This is a genomic window from Salisediminibacterium halotolerans (assembly GCF_003814815.1).
Lineage (GTDB): Bacteria > Bacillota > Bacilli > Bacillales > Salisediminibacteriaceae > Salisediminibacterium > Salisediminibacterium halotolerans.
In genome coordinates, this window is sequence record NZ_RKQQ01000004.1 from 168,499 (window position 1) to 185,656 (window position 17,158).

The window sequence follows — 17,158 nt, forward strand, 5'->3', positions numbered from 1 at the left end:
CAGGATTGCCTGCATTACAGCAATTTGATATGATCAATTCATTGCTGACAATTCAGATAACAACAGCCTATTAAACGGAGGTGGAGAGATGTCCCGTATAACGAAAGAACAAATCGAGCATGTTGCTCATTTAGCCCGTTTGTCTTTTACTGACGAAGAATTGAATGAATTCACTGATACGCTCGGTCAAATTATTGAATTTGCCGAACAGTTGAACGAAGTTGATACAGACGGGGTCGAGCCGACGTCGCACGCAACAGAGGTGCATAACGTTTTGCGCGAAGATGAAACGAAGCCGTCCCCTGCACGTGAAAACTCAATGAGAAATGCGCCAGATCAAGAAAACGGCCAGTATAAAGTGCCGTCCGTTTTGGAATAGGGAGGTGACGATAAATGATAGACCAATCAATAAAGACAATGAAAGAAAAATTAGCTTCAGGCGACATCACTGTTCGGCAGCTCGTTGATGCATCGATCGAACGGATTGAAGAAGTGGACGGAACAGTCGGAGCATTTTTACGGCTTGATAAAGAAGGTGCCCGCCTTGAAGCAGACCGCCTGGATATGCAGCTGATGGACGGAAAGATGACAGCATCTGCGGTATTAGCGGGCATTCCGGTCGGCATCAAAGACAATATTGTTACAAAAGATATTACGACGACGTGCGCAAGCGCGATCTTGTCAAACTTCGATCCGATTCATAATGCAACCGTAGTTAACCGTCTCCACGAAGCTGGAACGGTGACGATCGGCAAGTTAAATATGGATGAATTTGCCATGGGTTCCTCGAATGAAAATTCATCGTTTCATGTGGTGAAAAACCCTTGGAATCTTGCGAAAGTTCCCGGCGGTTCAAGCGGCGGTTCGGCAGCAGCTGTTGCAGCCGGAGAAGTACCGTTTACGCTCGGAAGCGATACAGGCGGCTCGATTCGGCAGCCGGCCTCTTACTGCGGTGTGACAGGATTAAAGCCGACGTACGGCAGGGTGTCACGTTTCGGGCTCGTCGCTTACGCGTCTTCGCTCGATCAAATCGGTCCGATTACCCGCTCAGCCGAGGACAGCGCCTATGTTATGCAGGCGATTGCCGGGCACGATGCCGCGGATTCGACGAGTGCAAATGTCGATGTTCCCGATTACACAGAAAAATTATACGCCGATGTCAGCGGCTTAAAGGCGGCGGTTCCGGCGGAATACTTAGGCGATGGCATTGATGAAGGGGTTAAATCCCGGGTGAAAGAGGCGATCGCAGTTTTAGAAGAACAAGGGATCGCTTGGGAAGAAGTGTCGCTCCCGTATTCGAAATACGCGCTGCCGACGTATTATATTCTTGCCTCATCAGAAGCTTCGGCAAATTTGGCCCGTTTTGACGGGATTCGTTACGGCGTGCGCCACGAGTCGGATAATTTAATTGATACGTATAAAAAATCACGAAGCGAAGGGTTCGGCGAAGAAGTTAAACGCCGGATTATGCTGGGAACGTTCGCTTTAAGCACCGGTTACTATGACGCTTATTACAAAAAAGCGCAAAAAGTCCGGACGTTGATTAAACAAGATTTTGATAAAATTTTCGAGCGTTTTGACCTGATCATTGGACCGACAGCGCCGACGACAGCGTTTGGTCTCGGGGAAGAATTGGACGATCCTTTAACAATGTACGCGAACGATATTTTGACGATCCCGGTTAATCTCGCCGGTGTTCCTGCGATCAGTGTGCCGTGCGGATTTTCTGACAGCTTGCCGGTCGGCCTGCAAATCATCGGTAAACATTTTGACGAAGCGACTGTCTTGCAAGTTGCAAATGCTTATCAACAACAGACCGATTTCCACACGGCAAAGCCGGATCTGTAAGAGAGGGGGAGACGTATGAATTTTGAAACGATCATTGGACTTGAAGTGCACGTTGAACTGAAAACGAACTCGAAAATATTTTGCAGCTGTTCGAACGCTTTTGGCGCTGAACCGAATTCAAATACATGCCCTGTATGTCTCGGTCATCCCGGCGTATTGCCTGTTTTGAACCGGGAAGCCGTGAACTTCGCCGTTAAAGCAGCGATGGCTTTAAATTGTGAAATCGCTGAAGAAACGAAATTTGACCGGAAAAATTACTTTTACCCGGACAACCCAAAGGCTTACCAAATATCGCAATTTGATCAGCCGATCGGAGAAAACGGCTGGATTGATATTCACGTCAACGGTCAATCTAAACGAATCGGGATTACCCGGCTTCATTTAGAAGAAGACGCAGGAAAACTGACGCATATGGAAGAGGATGGTTATTCGCTCGTCGACTACAACCGTGTCGGAACCCCGCTGGTCGAGATTGTCTCAGAACCGGACATTGAAAGCCCGGAAGAAGCTTATGCGTATTTGGAAAAACTGAAGGCGATTATGCAGTATACGGAAGTTTCCGACTGTAAAATGGAAGAAGGTTCGCTTCGCTGTGACGCGAACATTTCCCTGCGTCCGAAAGACACAGAGCCGTTTGGCACGAAGACCGAGCTGAAAAACTTAAACTCGTTTACGCACGTGCAAAAAGGTCTCGCCCATGAAGAAGAGCGGCAGGCAGAGGTGTTAAATGAAGGCGGCGAGATTCTCCAGGAAACGCGCCGTTGGGATGAAGGACTTAAGAAGACGATCTTGATGCGTGTGAAGGAAGGTTCGGACGATTACCGTTACTTCCCAGATCCTGACCTTGTCAAGCTGAATATAGACGAAGCTTGGAAAGAAAGCATCAGAAAACAAATTCCTGAACTTCCTGATGCGAGACAAAAACGATACATTGAAACGCATGGGCTGCCGGCTTACGATGCGGAAGTCATAACGAAACAAAAAGCGATGAGCGATTTCTTTGAAGAAGTGCTCGCTGAGGGCGGCCCGGCTAAACAAGCGGCGAATTGGCTGATGGGTGAAGTGAACGCTTATTTAAATCAGCACGAGTTAGAGATGCAAGATGTTCCGCTGACACCTAAAGCGCTCGCGGACATGATCAATATGATTGAAAAAGGAACGATCTCATCAAAGATTGCCAAGCAAGTTTTTAAAGAACTGATTGAAAACGGCGGCGATCCTGAAACAGTCGTGAAAGAAAAAGGTCTCGTACAAATCAGTGATGACGCGGCGATTCGCGCGATGGTCAACGATGCGCTCGATCAAAACCCGCAGTCGGTTGAAGATTACCAAAACGGCAAAGATAAAGCGATCGGCTTTTTAGTCGGTCAAGTGATGAAAGCAAGCCGCGGCAAAGCGAATCCGCAAATGGTAAACGAACTGTTAACTGAAGAGATAAAGAAACGCTGATAAGTAAAGCCGCTTCCGACACACTGTGCGATCGGATCCCCAAAAGCCAGATCAACGGATCTCACTTTTGGGGATCGCCACAATGCGGAAGCGGCTTTTGTATGTATTACGTTTTGCTTAATTCATTTCAGATAAAGGTGAACGGCATTCAAAGTCAAGGTCTAACGGAAACCAAGATTGTTCGATATTCGGCGTGCCTCCTGTTTCCTCGCAAAGGTTTTCCGCTTCGGCAAGGTTTTGCTGTGTTAAGTATGAGAGACCGGCGAAAATTGTGATAAGCAAGAGCGCAGTTACGAGCAGCCAACGAAAACGAGATGTCAACTTATCCCTCCTTTCTACTTGTAATGTAACATGGTTTAAATTGTATGTCTGTAAAAAATACTGAAAAGTTGAAAAAGTTATTATTTTCAAGGAAAATCGTGAATTTTTAAGAATGAAAGAGATAATCGCTGCAGAAATAAAAATCTGAATATTTACAATTATTAATATATTGTGTACGCTACCACTAAGCAATAAAGATTGCTTAAATTTGTCGAAGGAGGGAAGCCGTCGTAATACCTGCAACCATCATGTAAAGGAGGGCAGCGATACGTTTAAGTCCAAACAATGTTTAACGGACTTGTATACACGATGATTGCAAAGGAGATGGTTAATCAATTTATGGAATGTGACTTAAAAACGTAACGGCCCCGTCTCGGTAATTGAGGCAGGGGCCGTTTTCTTGTGATAACGGAATTGAACAAGTCAGAATCGATTGTTCTCTGGCGAATTCCTTTTCTTTACGGTGTAATCCATGTATACTGTCGGTGTAGCGAGTGAGAGAGAAGCACCGGTTTGGAGGTTTTGGCATGACGGCGAAGCGCGCACGGTTAATATACAATCCAAAGTCTGGCAGAGAACAAGTGAAAAAACATTTGCCTTACATATTAAACGCATTTGAAGAGGCAGGTTATGAAACCTCGGCTCATGCGACGAAAGGAGAAGACTGTGCCGTAAAAGCGGCTGCAGCTGCCTGTGACGATCATTATGATCTGATCATTGCCGCGGGAGGAGACGGGACGATTAATGAAGTGGTGCGGGGGATGGCTGAGAAGCCGCATCGACCGAAGCTGACGATTTTGCCCGGCGGCACGACGAATGATTTTGCCCGAGCGCTTCATATTGCAAAAGATTTACCGACAGCCTGTGACCAATTAACAAAAGGCAAAACGCTTCCCGTTGATATCGGCAAGATCGGTGCAGAATATTTCATAAATATTGCCGGGGGCGGTACGCTGACGGAGCTGACTTACGAAGTGCCGGGCCGGCTTAAAACAATGCTCGGCCAGTTAGCTTACTATATCAAAGGGATTGAGAAATTGCCGCGGATCCGGCCGACAGAAGTCGTCATTGACTATGATGGCGAACGGTTTGAAGGCGAAATCATGCTGTTTTTAATCGCGAATACAAACTCCGTCGGGGGCAATGAGAAACTTGCGCCGAACGCGCGGATTAATGACGGATATTTTGATATGATTCTTGTTAAAAAGACGAATCTCGCTGATGTTGTCCGCTTAGCCGGCGCCGCTTTGCGCGGGGAACATTTGGATGACCCGCGCGTGCTTTACCGCCAGGCTAAGCGAATTGATGTCAGTGCGGCTTCTGAAATGCTTTTAAACGTTGACGGTGAATACGGCGGGAAGCTTCCCGGCGAGTTTATCAACCTCCATGCCCACATCGACATGATTATCCCGGATATTGATCTTCCTTGTGTAGCAGATCATGAATAAACCCCGCTGAGGCGGGGTTTTTCAGAGTGTTGACAAAGTCATGTTATCGTCATATGTTATCCTGATTAAAGACCGGATGACGACGCATCGTCCGGCTTATTTCCTGCGGGCGAGCGCGGGCGGCTTCGGGCTGATGCCCTGCAGGGTCTCGTCTGTCTCGCTTTCCCGCGGGAAAAAGCCGGGATGCTGGGTCATCCTCTTTTTTGAAGCGAGTTTATTCATAAAAAAAAGAAGCCATGCATCCACTCCTCCGACGCCTCCGGGAAAGCAAGAGACGAAGATCCGTATTCGGCGGTCTCAGGCCTCCGAATACTAGCTGAGTCCTTGCCCGGGGGCAAGCGGAGGGTAGTGGATTCATGGCTGAGGTCAAAATAATAATTTGTCTACAACCTGTAACCCCCGCTGAGGCGGGGGTTTTATGTTTGAAGCAGGGAAATGCGAGCAACGGGGGAATCATTGCCGCCGAATCGGAACAATTCTCATATATGTGCCGCTGCGCCAGAGCCATTCCATTGGACCCAGTGTGAAATAGTTCAGCCAATGGGTGCTGATGATCATTTGCATGATAAAAAGGACGGCAACAAGCAGGATTCCCGGCAAAATGCCGAGGTTTCCAAAAAGACCCAGGCCATAGCCGTAAAAAACCGATGTCATAACAAACGATTGTCCGAGGTAATTGGTTAAAGCTGTTTTTCCCACAGCTGCAAGGCCGCGGTTTAAGCCGGTTCTAGTGAAACGGAAATAGTTTAAATTAAAGGCGGCTATCCAGCCTAATCCAAGCAGCGGTCCGCCGATCATATAGCCCGCATAATCCCAGCCGGCGGTGAAAACCATCATGCCTTTAAGAAGCAAACCGGCAGGAAGGGCCGTCCAAAAGATTGTCTGCCAAATATTGCGGTAAGTTTGCAAGTTGTGCATCCATTCTTTTTTGGCAATGTAGCAGCCGATTAAAAATAAAAATAAAATTTGTCCAAGCATAAAGATAAACGAGGAGATCGCTGCCAGTTGAGAAATGCCGGCTTTTTCATACGGATCGCCTGAAATTCGCAAATCGAGAACTTCTCGGTACGTTCCTTCTGCGAGGATATGTTGCTCGGCTTCGATATAATCAGCAAACAGTTTCGCTTCGTTCATACCAGGGTCGCCGCCGAGCGCTGGAAGGATGATAAATAAGGCGAGCGAGACAATCCAAATCAAGATCGTTTTCGCCTGCGCTGCAAGAAAGGCGGTAAACACAAAACCAGTCAAGGCGTACGTCAGCAAAATGTCGCCGTCCCAGAGGAGATATAAGTGGGCAGCGCCGATGAACAATAAAATCAATAAACGCCGGGCGTAAATGGAGTAAAACGGTTTGCCTGCTTTCGCTGCACTCATAAACATTAAAGCGCCGCCAAAGCCGAAGAGAATCGAAAAAACCGGGTAAAAACTTCCTTGAAAAAGCCACTCGATCAGCAATAATCCGGCGCCGTCGCCTGTGTCGGCCGTACCGGGTGACAACGTTTTGAATCCATACATACCGTACTGAAAAGCGAGCATATTTACGAGCAGAATGCCAAAGAGTGCGAAGCCCCGTAAACTGTCAACATGTTCAAGCCGTTGCGGATGTTTTCTCTCTGCGATCAGATTCACACCACCTTTCAAATAACAAAGCCCTCATCTGAATGAGGGCTTCAGAGTGTTGACAAAGTCATGCTATCGTCAGATGTTAACTTGATTAAAGACCGGATGACGACGCATCGTCCGGCTTATTTCCTGCGGGCGAGCGCCGAGCCGCTTCGAGCTGACGCCCTGCAGGGTCTCGTCTGTCTCGCTTTCCCGCGGGAAAAAGCCGGGATGCTGGGTCATCCTCTTTTTTGAAGCGAGTGTATTTATAAAAAAGAAGCCATGCATCCACTCCTCCGACGCCTCCGGGAAAGCAAGAGACGAAGATCCGGATTCGGCAGCCTCAGGCCGCCGAATCCTAGCTGAGTCCTTGCCCGGGGCAAGCGGAGGATAGTGGATTCATGGCTGACATAAAAATATAGTGTGTCTACAGTCTGCAAAGCCCTCATCTGAATGAGGGCTTTTTCTTGTCAGGCTTCATTTTTGTCTGTTTTGCTCATTTGTTTCAAATAATAGAAAAAAGCCGCTCCGCGCAAAAGACCTTCGAGCTGGCTGCGGTCAATCGCATCAGCACCTTCTTTCGCTTTGTCTGTTTTTTGACCGGTAAAGCGGACAAGTGTAGAAGTTAAGTGGTGCGCTGCTTGCCCGGTATCGTGAATAATATCAAAAACCGGGTTCACTTTTTCCATCTTGCCGTGCACATCGGTTAACGTTTCGTTAGCGTTGTGCAGAATCACGGTGATTTCGCCTGTCATTTCACCGACGCTTTTATTAACCGTACTGACCGTGTCTGCGGTGTTGCCGAGTGTTGCCGTCAGTTTTTTCATCACCGGAATTAAAATCACGACCAAGCCGGCAAATGCCAAGCCTAAAATAAATACGCCAATTCCTAACCAATCCATATGTAATCACTCCTTTAAATTTATCGCGGCGACATCTGCGCCGTTTTGATATTGTTGAATCATATCAAGAAATTCTGCAATCCATTGACCGACTAACGGCAGTGAAACAGCTTGGCTGAGTATATAAAACAGCAAACCCAATACAATAGCCGTGCCGAGCGTTAATCCGACCCCGCGGGCGACACCGGCGATGAGATTGGTTTTAATCACTTCTTTTTTATTTGTGAAATGATAAGCCATGTCTTTTAGACGGCCTTTTGTCGTCATTTCTTCCAGTTTATCAAGCAAGGTTTCGAAGCGTTCGTTTTCTTCCTGGCGCTTTTGATCGCCTCGTGTTTTTGACTGAATTTTCTTTTCTTCCTGATCGCGGGAGACGCTCACATAATCCTCTCCTTCAGAATGATCTCTGTGTACTCTTTGACTATTCCACGATCACTATTATTGTAAACCAATTCCTGCAAAAGTTCCATGCCTGAAAAAATTATTGGAAGGGGTTTCAATTTACAAACAGTTTTGCTAAAGTGAAGAATGTACAACAAGACGTTAGACGTCTGATCTACTTTGCGGAAATTTCAGAATACTACTTGCATCTAAGAGGTGAGCGGCAATGAATATATTATGGGGAATCATGGGGATTTTAACGGTTTTCGCAATCGCTTTTTTAATTTCGAGCGATAAAAAAGCGATTCGTCCGCGAACGATATTAGGCGGATTAGCGATTCAAATGACGTTTGCGTTTTTGGTGCTGGAATCGGAAGTCGGGCAAAATGCGCTTCAAGTATTGACGTTTGGTGTCACAAATGTCATTGAATACGCCGATGAAGGGATTAATTTTCTTTTTGGACCGGTGCTTCCAGAAGACGGCAATGTCTTTGCATTTCAAGTATTGACCGTTGTGATTTTCTTTTCATCGCTGATTTCAGTTTTATACTACATAGGTATTATGCAATGGATCGTCAAGATTGTCGGAGGTGCACTGTCGAAACTTCTCGGCACGAGCAAGCCGGAATCATTATCCGCTGCCGCAAATATTTTTGTCGGCCAGACAGAAGCGCCGCTGGTTGTTAAACCGTTTTTAGAAAAAATGACGCGTTCAGAACTGTTTGCGATTATGACCGGAGGGTTGGCGTCTGTCGCCGGCTCGGTGTTAATCGGTTACTCTTTGTTGGGCGTTCCGCTTGAGTATCTTTTGGCCGCGAGCTTTATGGCGGCTCCTTCGGGTCTTGTAATGGCAAAAATGATTATGCCCGAAACAGATCCTGCTGCTACCTCGGATGAGCGGGAAGAAATGACGATGGGCGATGACAAGGAATCCTTCAACGTAATTGATGCAGCGGCGCGCGGCGCGAGCACGGGGTTGCAGCTGGCGCTAAACATCGGAGCGATGCTGTTAGCTTTTATTGCCTTGATCGCTTTAATCAACGGGCTTCTCGGCGGTGTGCAGACGGGCGTGAATGAATCCGTCAACACGTTAATGAGCTGGTTCGGTTCTGATTTTAGAATGGAATTTGAGGCTTTAACTTTAGAAAATATTTTCGGTGCACTGTTTGCCCCGCTTGCTTTTATGATTGGTGTCCCGTGGGCAGAAGCGTTTGATGCAGGCTCATTTATCGGACAAAAGCTGATTTTAAATGAGTTTGTCGCGTATGCAAATTTTGCGCCGGAAATTGATGCGCTCGATCCAAAAACGGTTCTTGTCGTTACCTTTGCTTTGTGCGGATTTGCAAACGTCTCCTCTTTAGGGATATTATTGGGAGGACTGGGAAAATTAGCTCCATCAAGACGATCCGATATCGCCCAGCTCGGTTTGAAAGCGGTCGCTGCCGGTATGCTTGCTTCATTGCTTAACGCGGCAATTGCAGGAATGTTTTTTTAACAAAGAGTTGCCTCAGCAGCTCTCACATTATAGAAAGGGTGATGAGAAATGACATCGTTAGCAAAAATGATCGATCACACACAACTGAAACCGGAGACGCGCGAGGAGAAAATCCGTGAAATTTGCACGGAGGCGAAAGATTATCAGTTTGCTTCCGTTTGTGTGAATCCGACGTGGGTAAAATTAAGCAGTGAGCTGTTAACAGGTACCGGGGTAGATGTCTGCACTGTGATCGGTTTTCCGCTCGGTGCGAACACCCCGGAAGTTAAAGCGTTTGAAACGACCGATGCGATTGCAAACGGCGCAACCGAAGTCGATATGGTGTTAAACATCGGTGCACTGAAAGACGGAAATGATGAGCTCGTAGAAAAAGATATGAAAGCGGTCGTCGAAGCAGCAAAAGGCAAAGCGTTGACAAAAGTAATTTTGGAAACGTGTCTGTTGACTGACGAAGAAAAAGTGCGTGCTTGTGAGATCGCCAAACGCGCCGGTTTGGACTTCGTCAAAACCTCTACCGGATTTTCGACCGGCAATGCAACGGTGGAAGATGTCGCGCTGATGCGAAAAACAGTCGGCAGCGACCTCGGGGTCAAAGCGTCCGGCGGGATCCGCAGCCTGGAAGATGCAGAAGCGATGAAAAATGCCGGCGCGACTCGAATCGGTGCGAGCGCCGGTGTGAAGATTGTTAAAGGTGAACAATCCGACAGCGATTACTAATACGCGACATTCAGCGAAGCTGACCGATTCGGTCAGCTTTTTTCTGTATCGGGAAATGCTCCCGGCCTTTTTGCGTCTGTGATACAATCAAACGAGATGAATTTAAGTTGTTATGGAAGGATGTATATACATGAGTAATACGGCTCCGCCTGTACAAAAAAATGAAACGGTGCAGGTCACGTTTGAAGACTTAACGCACGACGGCGCCGGAGTGGCGAAAATTGACGGTTACCCGCTGTTTGTAAAGAAAGCTCTTCCGGGCGAAACCGGCGAAGTGAAAGTGATTAAAGTGAAAAAAAATTACGGTTTCGGACGGCTGATCTCGCTTGAAAATGAAAGTCCCGAGCGAACGGAACCGCCGTGCCCGATTTTTGACCGTTGCGGCGGCTGCCAGCTCCAACATTTAAGTGCGGCTGGACAAAACCGCTATAAGACGAATCTTGTGTCGAGTGCGCTGGCTAGGATCGGCGGAATGGACGATGTCAAAGTCCATCCAGTACTGGCGATGGATGATCCGTGGCGTTACCGAAATAAAGCGCAAGTGCCTGTCGGTTTTCAAAATGGCGAACTCGTCGCCGGATTTTACGCGGAAAGAAGCCATAAAATCGTCGATATGAACGAATGCTTGATTCAGCATGACGTTAATGACCGTCTGCTGCAAACCGTCAAACAGGCGGCAAAAGATTTCGGCATCACCGCCTATAATGAAGAAACCGGCAAAGGGCTTATGCGGCATGTTGTCATCCGCCACGGTCAAGCGACCGGAGAAAAAATGGTCATTCTTGTTACGAACGGCAGCAAGCTTCCGCAAGCGGACAAACTGATTGAAAAAATTCATGCCGCCGTTGACGGGGTAACCTCAATTGTGCAAAACATTAATACAGCGAAAACAAATGTCGTTTTTGGCGAGCAGACGCATGTTTTGGACGGGAAAGCGGCAATTGAAGATAAGATCAGCGACATTCGTTTTCACATTTCGCCGCGTTCGTTTTATCAAGTCAATTCTGAACAAACTGAGGTGCTGTATGACGAAGCGCTGAAAGCCGCGGGTTTAAGCGGGGATGAAACGGTGCTTGATGTGTACTGCGGGATCGGAACGATCAGTCTCTTTCTCGCGCAAAAAGCGAAACACGTATACGGCATCGAAGCGGTGCCGGAAGCGGTGAATGATGCGAAGAAAAACGCGACGCTCAATGCGATCGACAACGCCTCCTTTTACGTCGGCGAAGCGGAGACGCTTATGCCGTGGTGGCGTTCGCAAGGGATGGCGCCCGATGTCATTGTCGTCGATCCGCCGCGAAAAGGCTGTGATGAAGCGCTGCTCGACGCGATGGCAGCGATGAATCCGGCGAAGATCGTTTACGTTTCTTGCAATCCGGCAACACTCGCGCGCGACATGGCCTATTTAGCAGAAAAAGGCTACCGCAGCGACGCCGTGCAGCCGGTCGATATGTTTCCGCAGACGACGCATGTCGAGTGTGTCGTCCTGCTTGAAAAGACGGAGCAATAAATTAATTTACATCGTCGGGAGGGGATTTTTTGAAAACGAAAATGATTTTCAACGACTATTTTGAGAGTGACCGATTGAGTGATGAATTAAGCTGGTTTTGTGAACCGGACAAATGGTTTATCGACACACATTCCTCTCAGCTTGTTCTCAAGACAGACAAGAATACGGATTATTGGCAGAAAACGCATTACGGTTTTCAAGCAGATAACGGCCATTTTCTTTATCGGGAAATAAATAAAAATTTCAGATTAACGACAAAAGTGAGCGCCAAACCTGAATCAAAGTATGATCAAGCAGGCTTAATGCTTCGAGTTACAGAAGATGAATGGGTCAAAACGTCATTGGAATATATCCCTGACGGCTCGAGTAAATTAGGCGCAGTTGTGACAAAAGGCGGCTATTCCGATTGGTCATCGCAACCTGCAGCTGATGATCAGGAGTATTTGTATTACCGGATATCAAGAATTGGCGCAAACATTTATGTCGACGTCTCGTTAAACGGCGCGGAATGGAAGCAAATACGTGTCGCTCACTTGGACATCCCGGAGCATTCTTCCGTTAAAGCCGGGTTATATGCATGCAGTCCACAGGGAGAAGGTCAGGAAGTAAGGTTTGATTATATTGAAATTGAAGAGCTGTCGGACGACCCTCAAGAGGCTTACTTATAAACGTGGTTTTAGCGGCTTATACGGGCCGCCGAGGCCGTTTGAAGGCGGGATGGTAACTGAACATCCACAAAGGCAAATGTTCGCTGGGATTATAATTTTCATATAGAGGAGTGAGGCTGTGAATCAGCAAACCTTTCATTTTATTAATCCTTTTCAAATCGACATCGACCCGATGGACCGGCTCTTGCTCGTGAATATTGAAAACGATCCGGATGATATTTATATCGGTTTTGAGCCGCAAGTATTTGCCGACGAACAACTTGGCGAAGTGCATTTAGTCATCGGGTGGCGGCGTGACGGCAAGGTTGATGTCTACCATCAACCGGGGATGAACATTGACCCAAGCAATTATGATATTGTCGGCAAGGGTTTGGCCGCTATCGTTGAATGCGAATTCGCGGCAGCGTTTTATGAAGTGACCGATACCGGCGTGCAAGCGAATTATCAATTTGCTGATCGATATCAGCGCGAGATTAATATAAAGATTGCTGAAACAAATTCAAAAAAGCGCAAACCTTTTGGCTTGCTTGCCCCGATGGGGGATGCGGCAGAAACGCCGTCAGCGCTGCCGTTAGTTCTGCTGCACGACTTTTATTTTGTGCGAAAAAAACAGACGACAGCCGAGGTGGAAATCAACGGCAAGTCGCATCAGCCGGATGAATTGCCCCTGCCGATCGACCGAGCAAAGATGCTCTTTACCCGCTACAGCCCCAAACCGCTGATTGCAAGATTTAACCCTGCAGTTGAGGAAGATTTAATCCCGCTGGAAGTCCAATTGCAGCAGGAACAGCTTACATTAGCGAACTGTGATTTTACCTTTGAGTGGACAGGGCGTAAGCCGGCGATCAAGAGCATCACGCAGAGGAATGACATTTATCCTGTTACGTTACGTTTTACCGAGGCTTTTCCTGATATTAAATCTTTGTATGAAAACAGCAGATTTGAAGGGAAGTTTGAACTGAGCGCTCATCCTTCTACCGGGGTGATCGCCGGAAACTATGCGGTTGAGAAAACAAAAGGCGAAACAACGATCACGATCGTCCCGTCAGACGGGTGGAAACCGCGTCCGGCAAAATTGTCACTGCTGTTTTTATATACAGCAGCGAAAATTTTTAAGCATTGGCCGAAAACGTATGAATGGACAGCCAATATTTACGAACAGGACAATGGCCAGTATGCGATCAGTTCGAATTGGAGACGAATCAGGTAGTTAGCTGTAATCATCATCATTTTGTCAGCGAAATGTACTGAGGGGATTTTTATGAATTGGCAAGTATATAATGAATTAGCATGGACGGACGCGTTGCTGTCTGCGGCAGAGGATTATCAATACGAAGTAAACTTGTACGTTGAATGGCTGAAGCAACACGCGAAAAGATCAGTGGACAATGTCCTTCATCTCGGTTGCGGGGCAGGCGGGCATGATCAGTTTTTGAAGCAGTTTTTTAATGTGACGGGTGTCGATTTGAGCGACGGCATGCTGAAAGAAGCTGAAAAAACCAATCCTGAAGTGGCCTATATCAAAGACGATATGCGGACAGTGAACCTTTCCAGGAAATTTGACGCGGTTGTTATTCCTGATTCCATCATGTATCAATCGGAAATAGAAGATGTCGAGCGTACAATTCAAACGGCGGTAGATCATCTCTTGCCGGGCGGGTGCCTGTTGATTGTGACACACACGAAAGAACAGTTTCAGAACAATCAATTTAGCTACACAGGCTCTGATAATCACACACATATTACATTGTTTGAAGATAATTTTATCGTCTCCGAGAGTACATATGAAGCCGCATTCGTGTACCTCATTAGACAGAATAATGAGCTTTCGATTCACGAAGAAGTTCATACCCTCGGCATTTTTCCTGAAAAAGATTGGCAGCAATTATTTCATCAAGCTGGTTTCGAAGTTTCAGTCAAACCGTTACCGGATTTATATGAAAGTTATCTGCAAAATGAGGGAGACTATCCGCTGAGCGTCATAGTCGGGACATTAAAAGCAAATGATGAGAGTGAATAAAACAGCCCGCTTCTGTAAAAGAAGCGGGCTGTTTGAGTTCATTCGTACAAGGTTCGGCGGTCAAACCGTTATCGGCATACGGTGTTCATAAATTTGCCATTTTTTTATGATAAATATCGTTTTATTTGTAAATATTTATTGAGCAGCCGGCAAACCGGCTATATAATTAAATTAACAGGTACTGGGTGTAAATTGAGAGGAGATGCTGCTCTATGTACTCGGAGTGTTATTTTCATCCAGGTAAAGGATCCGTAGCAGGATGTGGGGATTGCGGGAAAGGACTGTGTCGTGACTGCGCTGCTTACTGGGAGCCGCCGTCTTGTTCGAAATGTGTGGAAAAGGCACTCAGCCGGCAAAAAAGTCAGGTTATGGGATTGTTGATTGCTTCGGCCGTGTGTTTCGTCATTGCCATCTTAATTCCAATTAATAACTGGCTTTTTATTTTATCATTCACCGGCATCCCGGCTATTTACTCAGCTGCATCTTTAAAAGACCCGATGGAGGACAGTCTGATTTTTAACTATTACTTTTGGTGGTGGTACTTAGTCAAGTTGGTACTTGCATTTATATTCGGTTCGTTAGGGTTTATCTATATCGTTTACAAAGTACTCAGCTTCTTGAAGCGGGAACGTTCATACAAAGAACTTTTCAATCGATCGCCCAACTATCAAGTGTCGGGAACTGTATTTCCTTCTGACATGAAGGAGGAAGATGCCCAGGCAGCGAATGTCGTAGCTGGTTCAGCGGTATATGCGCAATATTCAGGAGACAATTGGTTTTATTTAGCTAATGTAGAAGAAGTTTTTGCTGATCGGGTCACAGTGAGGTTTTTTGATAATATTGTTGAAACGCTCCCGTTGCATAAGCTGCGCGACATCGATTATGCCCTTAACAACATGAGTCCGCACGCCAATATGAACAATATCGGTTATTATTATCAATGCGGGATTGAACAGATTTTTCCCGATCATATCGTCGTTAATTATTTTGGCAATCAACCAACAGAGAAAGTCAGCCTAGAGCAGCTTCGCTTTACGATGATGTAGAAGATCGGAGCCAGCGATACTGCGACAAAGGTTTCTTGGAAAGGTAAAAAGCTTCAGTTGGCATTTATTCCAACAGGTCATGGACGGCGAAAGGACTCGATCAAATCGAGCGTATTCATAATAAAAGATAAAAAATGGCTCTCACTGATGTGAGAGCCATTTTTATTTACTGGTTTTTGTCCCAGCCTCTTTAATTTAATTCATCACCGGTTCCGGCGTGCGGATCAAGTGATCGAAGGCGCTGAGTGCTGCTGTTGCACCGCCGCCCATCGAAATGATGATCTGTTTGTACGGCGTGTCGGTACAGTCGCCGGCGGCAAACAGCCCCGGCACGTTTGTTGCACCGCCATTGTCAACGATAAGTTCGCCGAATTTGTTTTTCTCAATCTCGCCGCCGATCCAATCGGTATTCGGGACGAGGCCGATTTGAACGAATACACCTTGCAGGGCAATGTGTTTCGTTTCCTCTGACACGCGGTCGAGATAGGTGATCCCATTGACCGTGTCATCACCGGTGATTTCGGTTGTTTTCGCATTCGTAATCACTGTTACGTTGTTTAAACTGTTTAGTTTTTGCTGCAAGACCTCGTCTGCTTTTAATTCCGGCATGAATTCAAGCACGGTGACGTGTTTGACAATGCCGGCAAGATCGATCGCCGCTTCGACGCCGGAGTTGCCGCCGCCGATCACCGCAACATCTTTGCCTTCAAACAGCGGTCCGTCACAATGCGGGCAGTAGGCCACGCCGTTATTGCGAAATTCCTCTTCGCCCGGAACGCCGATATTGCGCCAGCGTGCACCGGTTGAGAGGATAACGCTTTTGCTTTTCAGTACAGCATCGTTATCAAGTGTTAACTCAAAGTGATCATTCTTTTCCAGTCCGGCTGCCGTCAGCCCTTTCATGACATCGACATCGTAATCGTTGACATGCTCTTCAAGGTTGGCAACAAGCTTCGGGCCTTCGGTTTTATTGACACTGATGAAGTTTTCAATACTCAGTGTATCTTGGACTTGGCCGCCGAAACGGTCAGCAACAAGTCCGGTGCGAATTCCTTTGCGGGCAGCGTAGATCGCTGCGCTGGCACCGGCAGGTCCGCCGCCGACAACGAGAACGTCAAACGGATCTTTTTCAGACAGTTCATCAGCATCAATTCCTTGGCCGAGTTTGTCTAAAATCTCTTCGATCGTCATCCGTCCGCCGCCGAAAAATTCACCATTCAAGTAAACGGCCGGCACAGCCATCACATTGTTGTTTTCTGCTTCATCTTTGAATGTCGCTCCGTCAATCATCGTATGCGTCACACCCGAATTCAAGACGCTGAGCATGTTCAGTGCTTGGACGACTTCCGGGCAATTTTGACAGCTTAAGCTGACGTACGATTCAAAATGATACTCGCCGCTTACAGCTTTCATTTGGTTCATAACGTCTTCGTCCACTTTCGGCGGGCGGCCGCTGACTTGCAACAGGGCCATGACAAACGATGTGAACTCGTGGCCGAGCGGAATTCCGGCAAATGTTACACCGGAATCTTCGTCGGCGCGGTTTATACTGAAGCTCGGTGTTCGGTCTAGAGCTGTTTTTTCGACAGAAATACGCGAAGACATGTCCGCAACTTCATGAACGAAAGACAACAGGTCATCTGATGACTTTTCCGAACCGGCGCTCACTTTCAGGACGATGTCGCTCTCCAATAGCTGGAGATATTGCTTCAACTGTTCTTTAATGTTTGCGTCAAGTGTCATGCGGCTCC

Annotated in this window: 18 protein-coding genes; 12 read left to right on the forward strand and 6 right to left on the reverse strand. The window is 47.0% G+C overall.

The features are described from left to right. Nucleotides 1–88: 88 nt before the first annotated feature. Genes gatC through gatB form a run of 3 tightly spaced genes read left to right on the forward strand, consistent with a single transcriptional unit; the run spans nucleotide 89 to nucleotide 3,297 of the window. Nucleotides 89–379: an Asp-tRNA(Asn)/Glu-tRNA(Gln) amidotransferase subunit GatC gene (gene gatC / locus EDD67_RS08940; RefSeq protein ID WP_093074128.1), complete on the forward strand. Its 291-nt coding sequence runs from the start codon at nucleotides 89–91 to the stop codon at nucleotides 377–379. Between the two features lie 14 nt (nucleotides 380–393). Continuing rightward, complete coding sequence (gatA, locus tag EDD67_RS08945) at nucleotides 394–1,848, forward strand: Asp-tRNA(Asn)/Glu-tRNA(Gln) amidotransferase subunit GatA (RefSeq protein ID WP_121440369.1); 1,455 nt, start codon at nucleotides 394–396, stop codon at nucleotides 1,846–1,848. 15 nt (nucleotides 1,849–1,863) lie between these two features. Beyond that, a complete protein-coding gene (gatB, locus tag EDD67_RS08950; protein WP_093074132.1) occupies nucleotides 1,864–3,297 on the forward strand; it encodes an Asp-tRNA(Asn)/Glu-tRNA(Gln) amidotransferase subunit GatB in 1,434 nt (477 codons plus the stop codon). 117 nt (nucleotides 3,298–3,414) lie between these two features. Here gatB and EDD67_RS08955 read toward each other — a convergent pair whose 3' ends face one another. After that, nucleotides 3,415–3,618, reverse strand: coding sequence for a hypothetical protein (locus EDD67_RS08955; protein ID WP_093074134.1), 204 nt, complete (start codon nucleotides 3,616–3,618; stop codon nucleotides 3,415–3,417). 527 nt (nucleotides 3,619–4,145) lie between these two features. Here EDD67_RS08955 and EDD67_RS08960 point away from each other — a divergent pair. Next, nucleotides 4,146–5,066, forward strand: coding sequence for a diacylglycerol kinase (locus tag EDD67_RS08960; RefSeq protein ID WP_093074136.1), 921 nt, complete (start codon nucleotides 4,146–4,148; stop codon nucleotides 5,064–5,066). 96 nt (nucleotides 5,067–5,162) lie between these two features. Here the strand turns inward: EDD67_RS08960 and EDD67_RS13930 are convergent, their stop codons facing one another. Both EDD67_RS13930 and EDD67_RS08965 read right to left on the reverse strand, forming a co-directional pair. Further along, entirely contained in the window at nucleotides 5,163–5,312 is a 150-nt protein-coding gene (locus tag EDD67_RS13930; RefSeq protein WP_162843802.1) for a hypothetical protein, read from the reverse strand. 207 nt (nucleotides 5,313–5,519) lie between these two features. Then, nucleotides 5,520–6,695 (reverse strand): DUF418 domain-containing protein, encoded by a 1,176-nt coding sequence (locus tag EDD67_RS08965; protein WP_123875828.1) that lies wholly within the window; start codon nucleotides 6,693–6,695, stop codon nucleotides 5,520–5,522. Between the two features lie 60 nt (nucleotides 6,696–6,755). Here EDD67_RS08965 and EDD67_RS13935 point away from each other — a divergent pair, with 60 nt between their 5' ends. After that, entirely contained in the window at nucleotides 6,756–6,923 is a 168-nt protein-coding gene (locus EDD67_RS13935; RefSeq protein ID WP_154718769.1) for a hypothetical protein, read from the forward strand. 215 nt (nucleotides 6,924–7,138) lie between these two features. On the opposite strand, the gene EDD67_RS08970 is transcribed toward EDD67_RS13935, so the two are convergent. Together EDD67_RS08970 and EDD67_RS08975 are read right to left on the reverse strand one after the other, a co-directional pair. Continuing rightward, a complete protein-coding gene (locus EDD67_RS08970) occupies nucleotides 7,139–7,570 on the reverse strand; it encodes a DUF948 domain-containing protein (RefSeq protein ID WP_093074140.1) in 432 nt (143 codons plus the stop codon). Between the two features lie 6 nt (nucleotides 7,571–7,576). Continuing rightward, the gene (locus tag EDD67_RS08975; protein ID WP_093074142.1) at nucleotides 7,577–7,951 is read right to left on the reverse strand and encodes a DUF5665 domain-containing protein; all 375 of its coding nucleotides are present in this window, start codon (nucleotides 7,949–7,951) and stop codon (nucleotides 7,577–7,579) included. 226 nt (nucleotides 7,952–8,177) lie between these two features. Between EDD67_RS08975 and EDD67_RS08980 the strand changes: the two genes are divergently transcribed. The 7 genes from EDD67_RS08980 to EDD67_RS09010 all read left to right on the forward strand — a co-directional run bounded on the left by EDD67_RS08980 (nucleotide 8,178) and on the right by EDD67_RS09010 (nucleotide 15,407). After that, nucleotides 8,178–9,446, forward strand: a complete 1,269-nt coding sequence (locus EDD67_RS08980; protein WP_121440372.1) for a NupC/NupG family nucleoside CNT transporter — start codon at nucleotides 8,178–8,180, stop codon at nucleotides 9,444–9,446. A 48-nt stretch (nucleotides 9,447–9,494) separates the two neighbouring features. Continuing rightward, complete coding sequence (deoC, locus tag EDD67_RS08985; RefSeq protein WP_121440373.1) at nucleotides 9,495–10,163, forward strand: deoxyribose-phosphate aldolase; 669 nt, start codon at nucleotides 9,495–9,497, stop codon at nucleotides 10,161–10,163. A gap of 130 nt (nucleotides 10,164–10,293) precedes the next feature. Continuing rightward, nucleotides 10,294–11,673, forward strand: coding sequence for a 23S rRNA (uracil(1939)-C(5))-methyltransferase RlmD (gene rlmD, locus EDD67_RS08990; protein WP_121440374.1), 1,380 nt, complete (start codon nucleotides 10,294–10,296; stop codon nucleotides 11,671–11,673). 29 nt (nucleotides 11,674–11,702) lie between these two features. After that, on the forward strand, nucleotides 11,703–12,341 hold the full coding sequence (locus EDD67_RS08995; RefSeq protein ID WP_242006047.1) for a DUF1349 domain-containing protein: 639 nt from the start codon (nucleotides 11,703–11,705) through the stop codon (nucleotides 12,339–12,341). Between the two features lie 118 nt (nucleotides 12,342–12,459). Beyond that, complete coding sequence (locus EDD67_RS09000) at nucleotides 12,460–13,551, forward strand: hypothetical protein (protein WP_121440375.1); 1,092 nt, start codon at nucleotides 12,460–12,462, stop codon at nucleotides 13,549–13,551. 51 nt (nucleotides 13,552–13,602) lie between these two features. Continuing rightward, nucleotides 13,603–14,361 (forward strand): class I SAM-dependent DNA methyltransferase, encoded by a 759-nt coding sequence (locus EDD67_RS09005; protein ID WP_121440376.1) that lies wholly within the window; start codon nucleotides 13,603–13,605, stop codon nucleotides 14,359–14,361. Nucleotides 14,362–14,729: 368 nt separating this feature from the next. Beyond that, nucleotides 14,730–15,407, forward strand: coding sequence for a tudor domain-containing protein (locus EDD67_RS09010; protein ID WP_123875829.1), 678 nt, complete (start codon nucleotides 14,730–14,732; stop codon nucleotides 15,405–15,407). A gap of 195 nt (nucleotides 15,408–15,602) precedes the next feature. On the opposite strand, the gene ahpF is transcribed toward EDD67_RS09010, so the two are convergent. After that, a complete protein-coding gene (gene ahpF, locus EDD67_RS09015) occupies nucleotides 15,603–17,150 on the reverse strand; it encodes an alkyl hydroperoxide reductase subunit F (protein ID WP_121440378.1) in 1,548 nt (515 codons plus the stop codon). Between the last annotated feature and the right edge of the window lie 8 nt (nucleotides 17,151–17,158).

What these genes read in the sequence shown, in the direction of transcription:
- EDD67_RS08970 (WP_093074140.1), bottom strand. Translation starts at nt 7,570, where the DNA reads ATGGATTGGTTAGGAATTGGCGTATTTATTTTAGGCTTGGCATTTGCC.
- gatA (WP_121440369.1), top strand. Translation starts at nt 394, where the DNA reads ATGATAGACCAATCAATAAAGACAATGAAAGAAAAATTAGCTTCAGGC.
- EDD67_RS08960 (WP_093074136.1), top strand. Translation starts at nt 4,146, where the DNA reads ATGACGGCGAAGCGCGCACGGTTAATATACAATCCAAAGTCTGGCAGA.
- EDD67_RS09005 (WP_121440376.1), top strand. Translation starts at nt 13,603, where the DNA reads ATGAATTGGCAAGTATATAATGAATTAGCATGGACGGACGCGTTGCTG.
- gatB (WP_093074132.1), top strand. Translation starts at nt 1,864, where the DNA reads ATGAATTTTGAAACGATCATTGGACTTGAAGTGCACGTTGAACTGAAA.
- rlmD (WP_121440374.1), top strand. Translation starts at nt 10,294, where the DNA reads ATGAGTAATACGGCTCCGCCTGTACAAAAAAATGAAACGGTGCAGGTC.
- EDD67_RS09010 (WP_123875829.1), top strand. Translation starts at nt 14,730, where the DNA reads ATGGGATTGTTGATTGCTTCGGCCGTGTGTTTCGTCATTGCCATCTTA.
- deoC (WP_121440373.1), top strand. Translation starts at nt 9,495, where the DNA reads ATGACATCGTTAGCAAAAATGATCGATCACACACAACTGAAACCGGAG.
- EDD67_RS08980 (WP_121440372.1), top strand. Translation starts at nt 8,178, where the DNA reads ATGAATATATTATGGGGAATCATGGGGATTTTAACGGTTTTCGCAATC.
- gatC (WP_093074128.1), top strand. Translation starts at nt 89, where the DNA reads ATGTCCCGTATAACGAAAGAACAAATCGAGCATGTTGCTCATTTAGCC.
- EDD67_RS13935 (WP_154718769.1), top strand. Translation starts at nt 6,756, where the DNA reads ATGCTATCGTCAGATGTTAACTTGATTAAAGACCGGATGACGACGCAT.
- ahpF (WP_121440378.1), bottom strand. Translation starts at nt 17,150, where the DNA reads ATGACACTTGACGCAAACATTAAAGAACAGTTGAAGCAATATCTCCAG.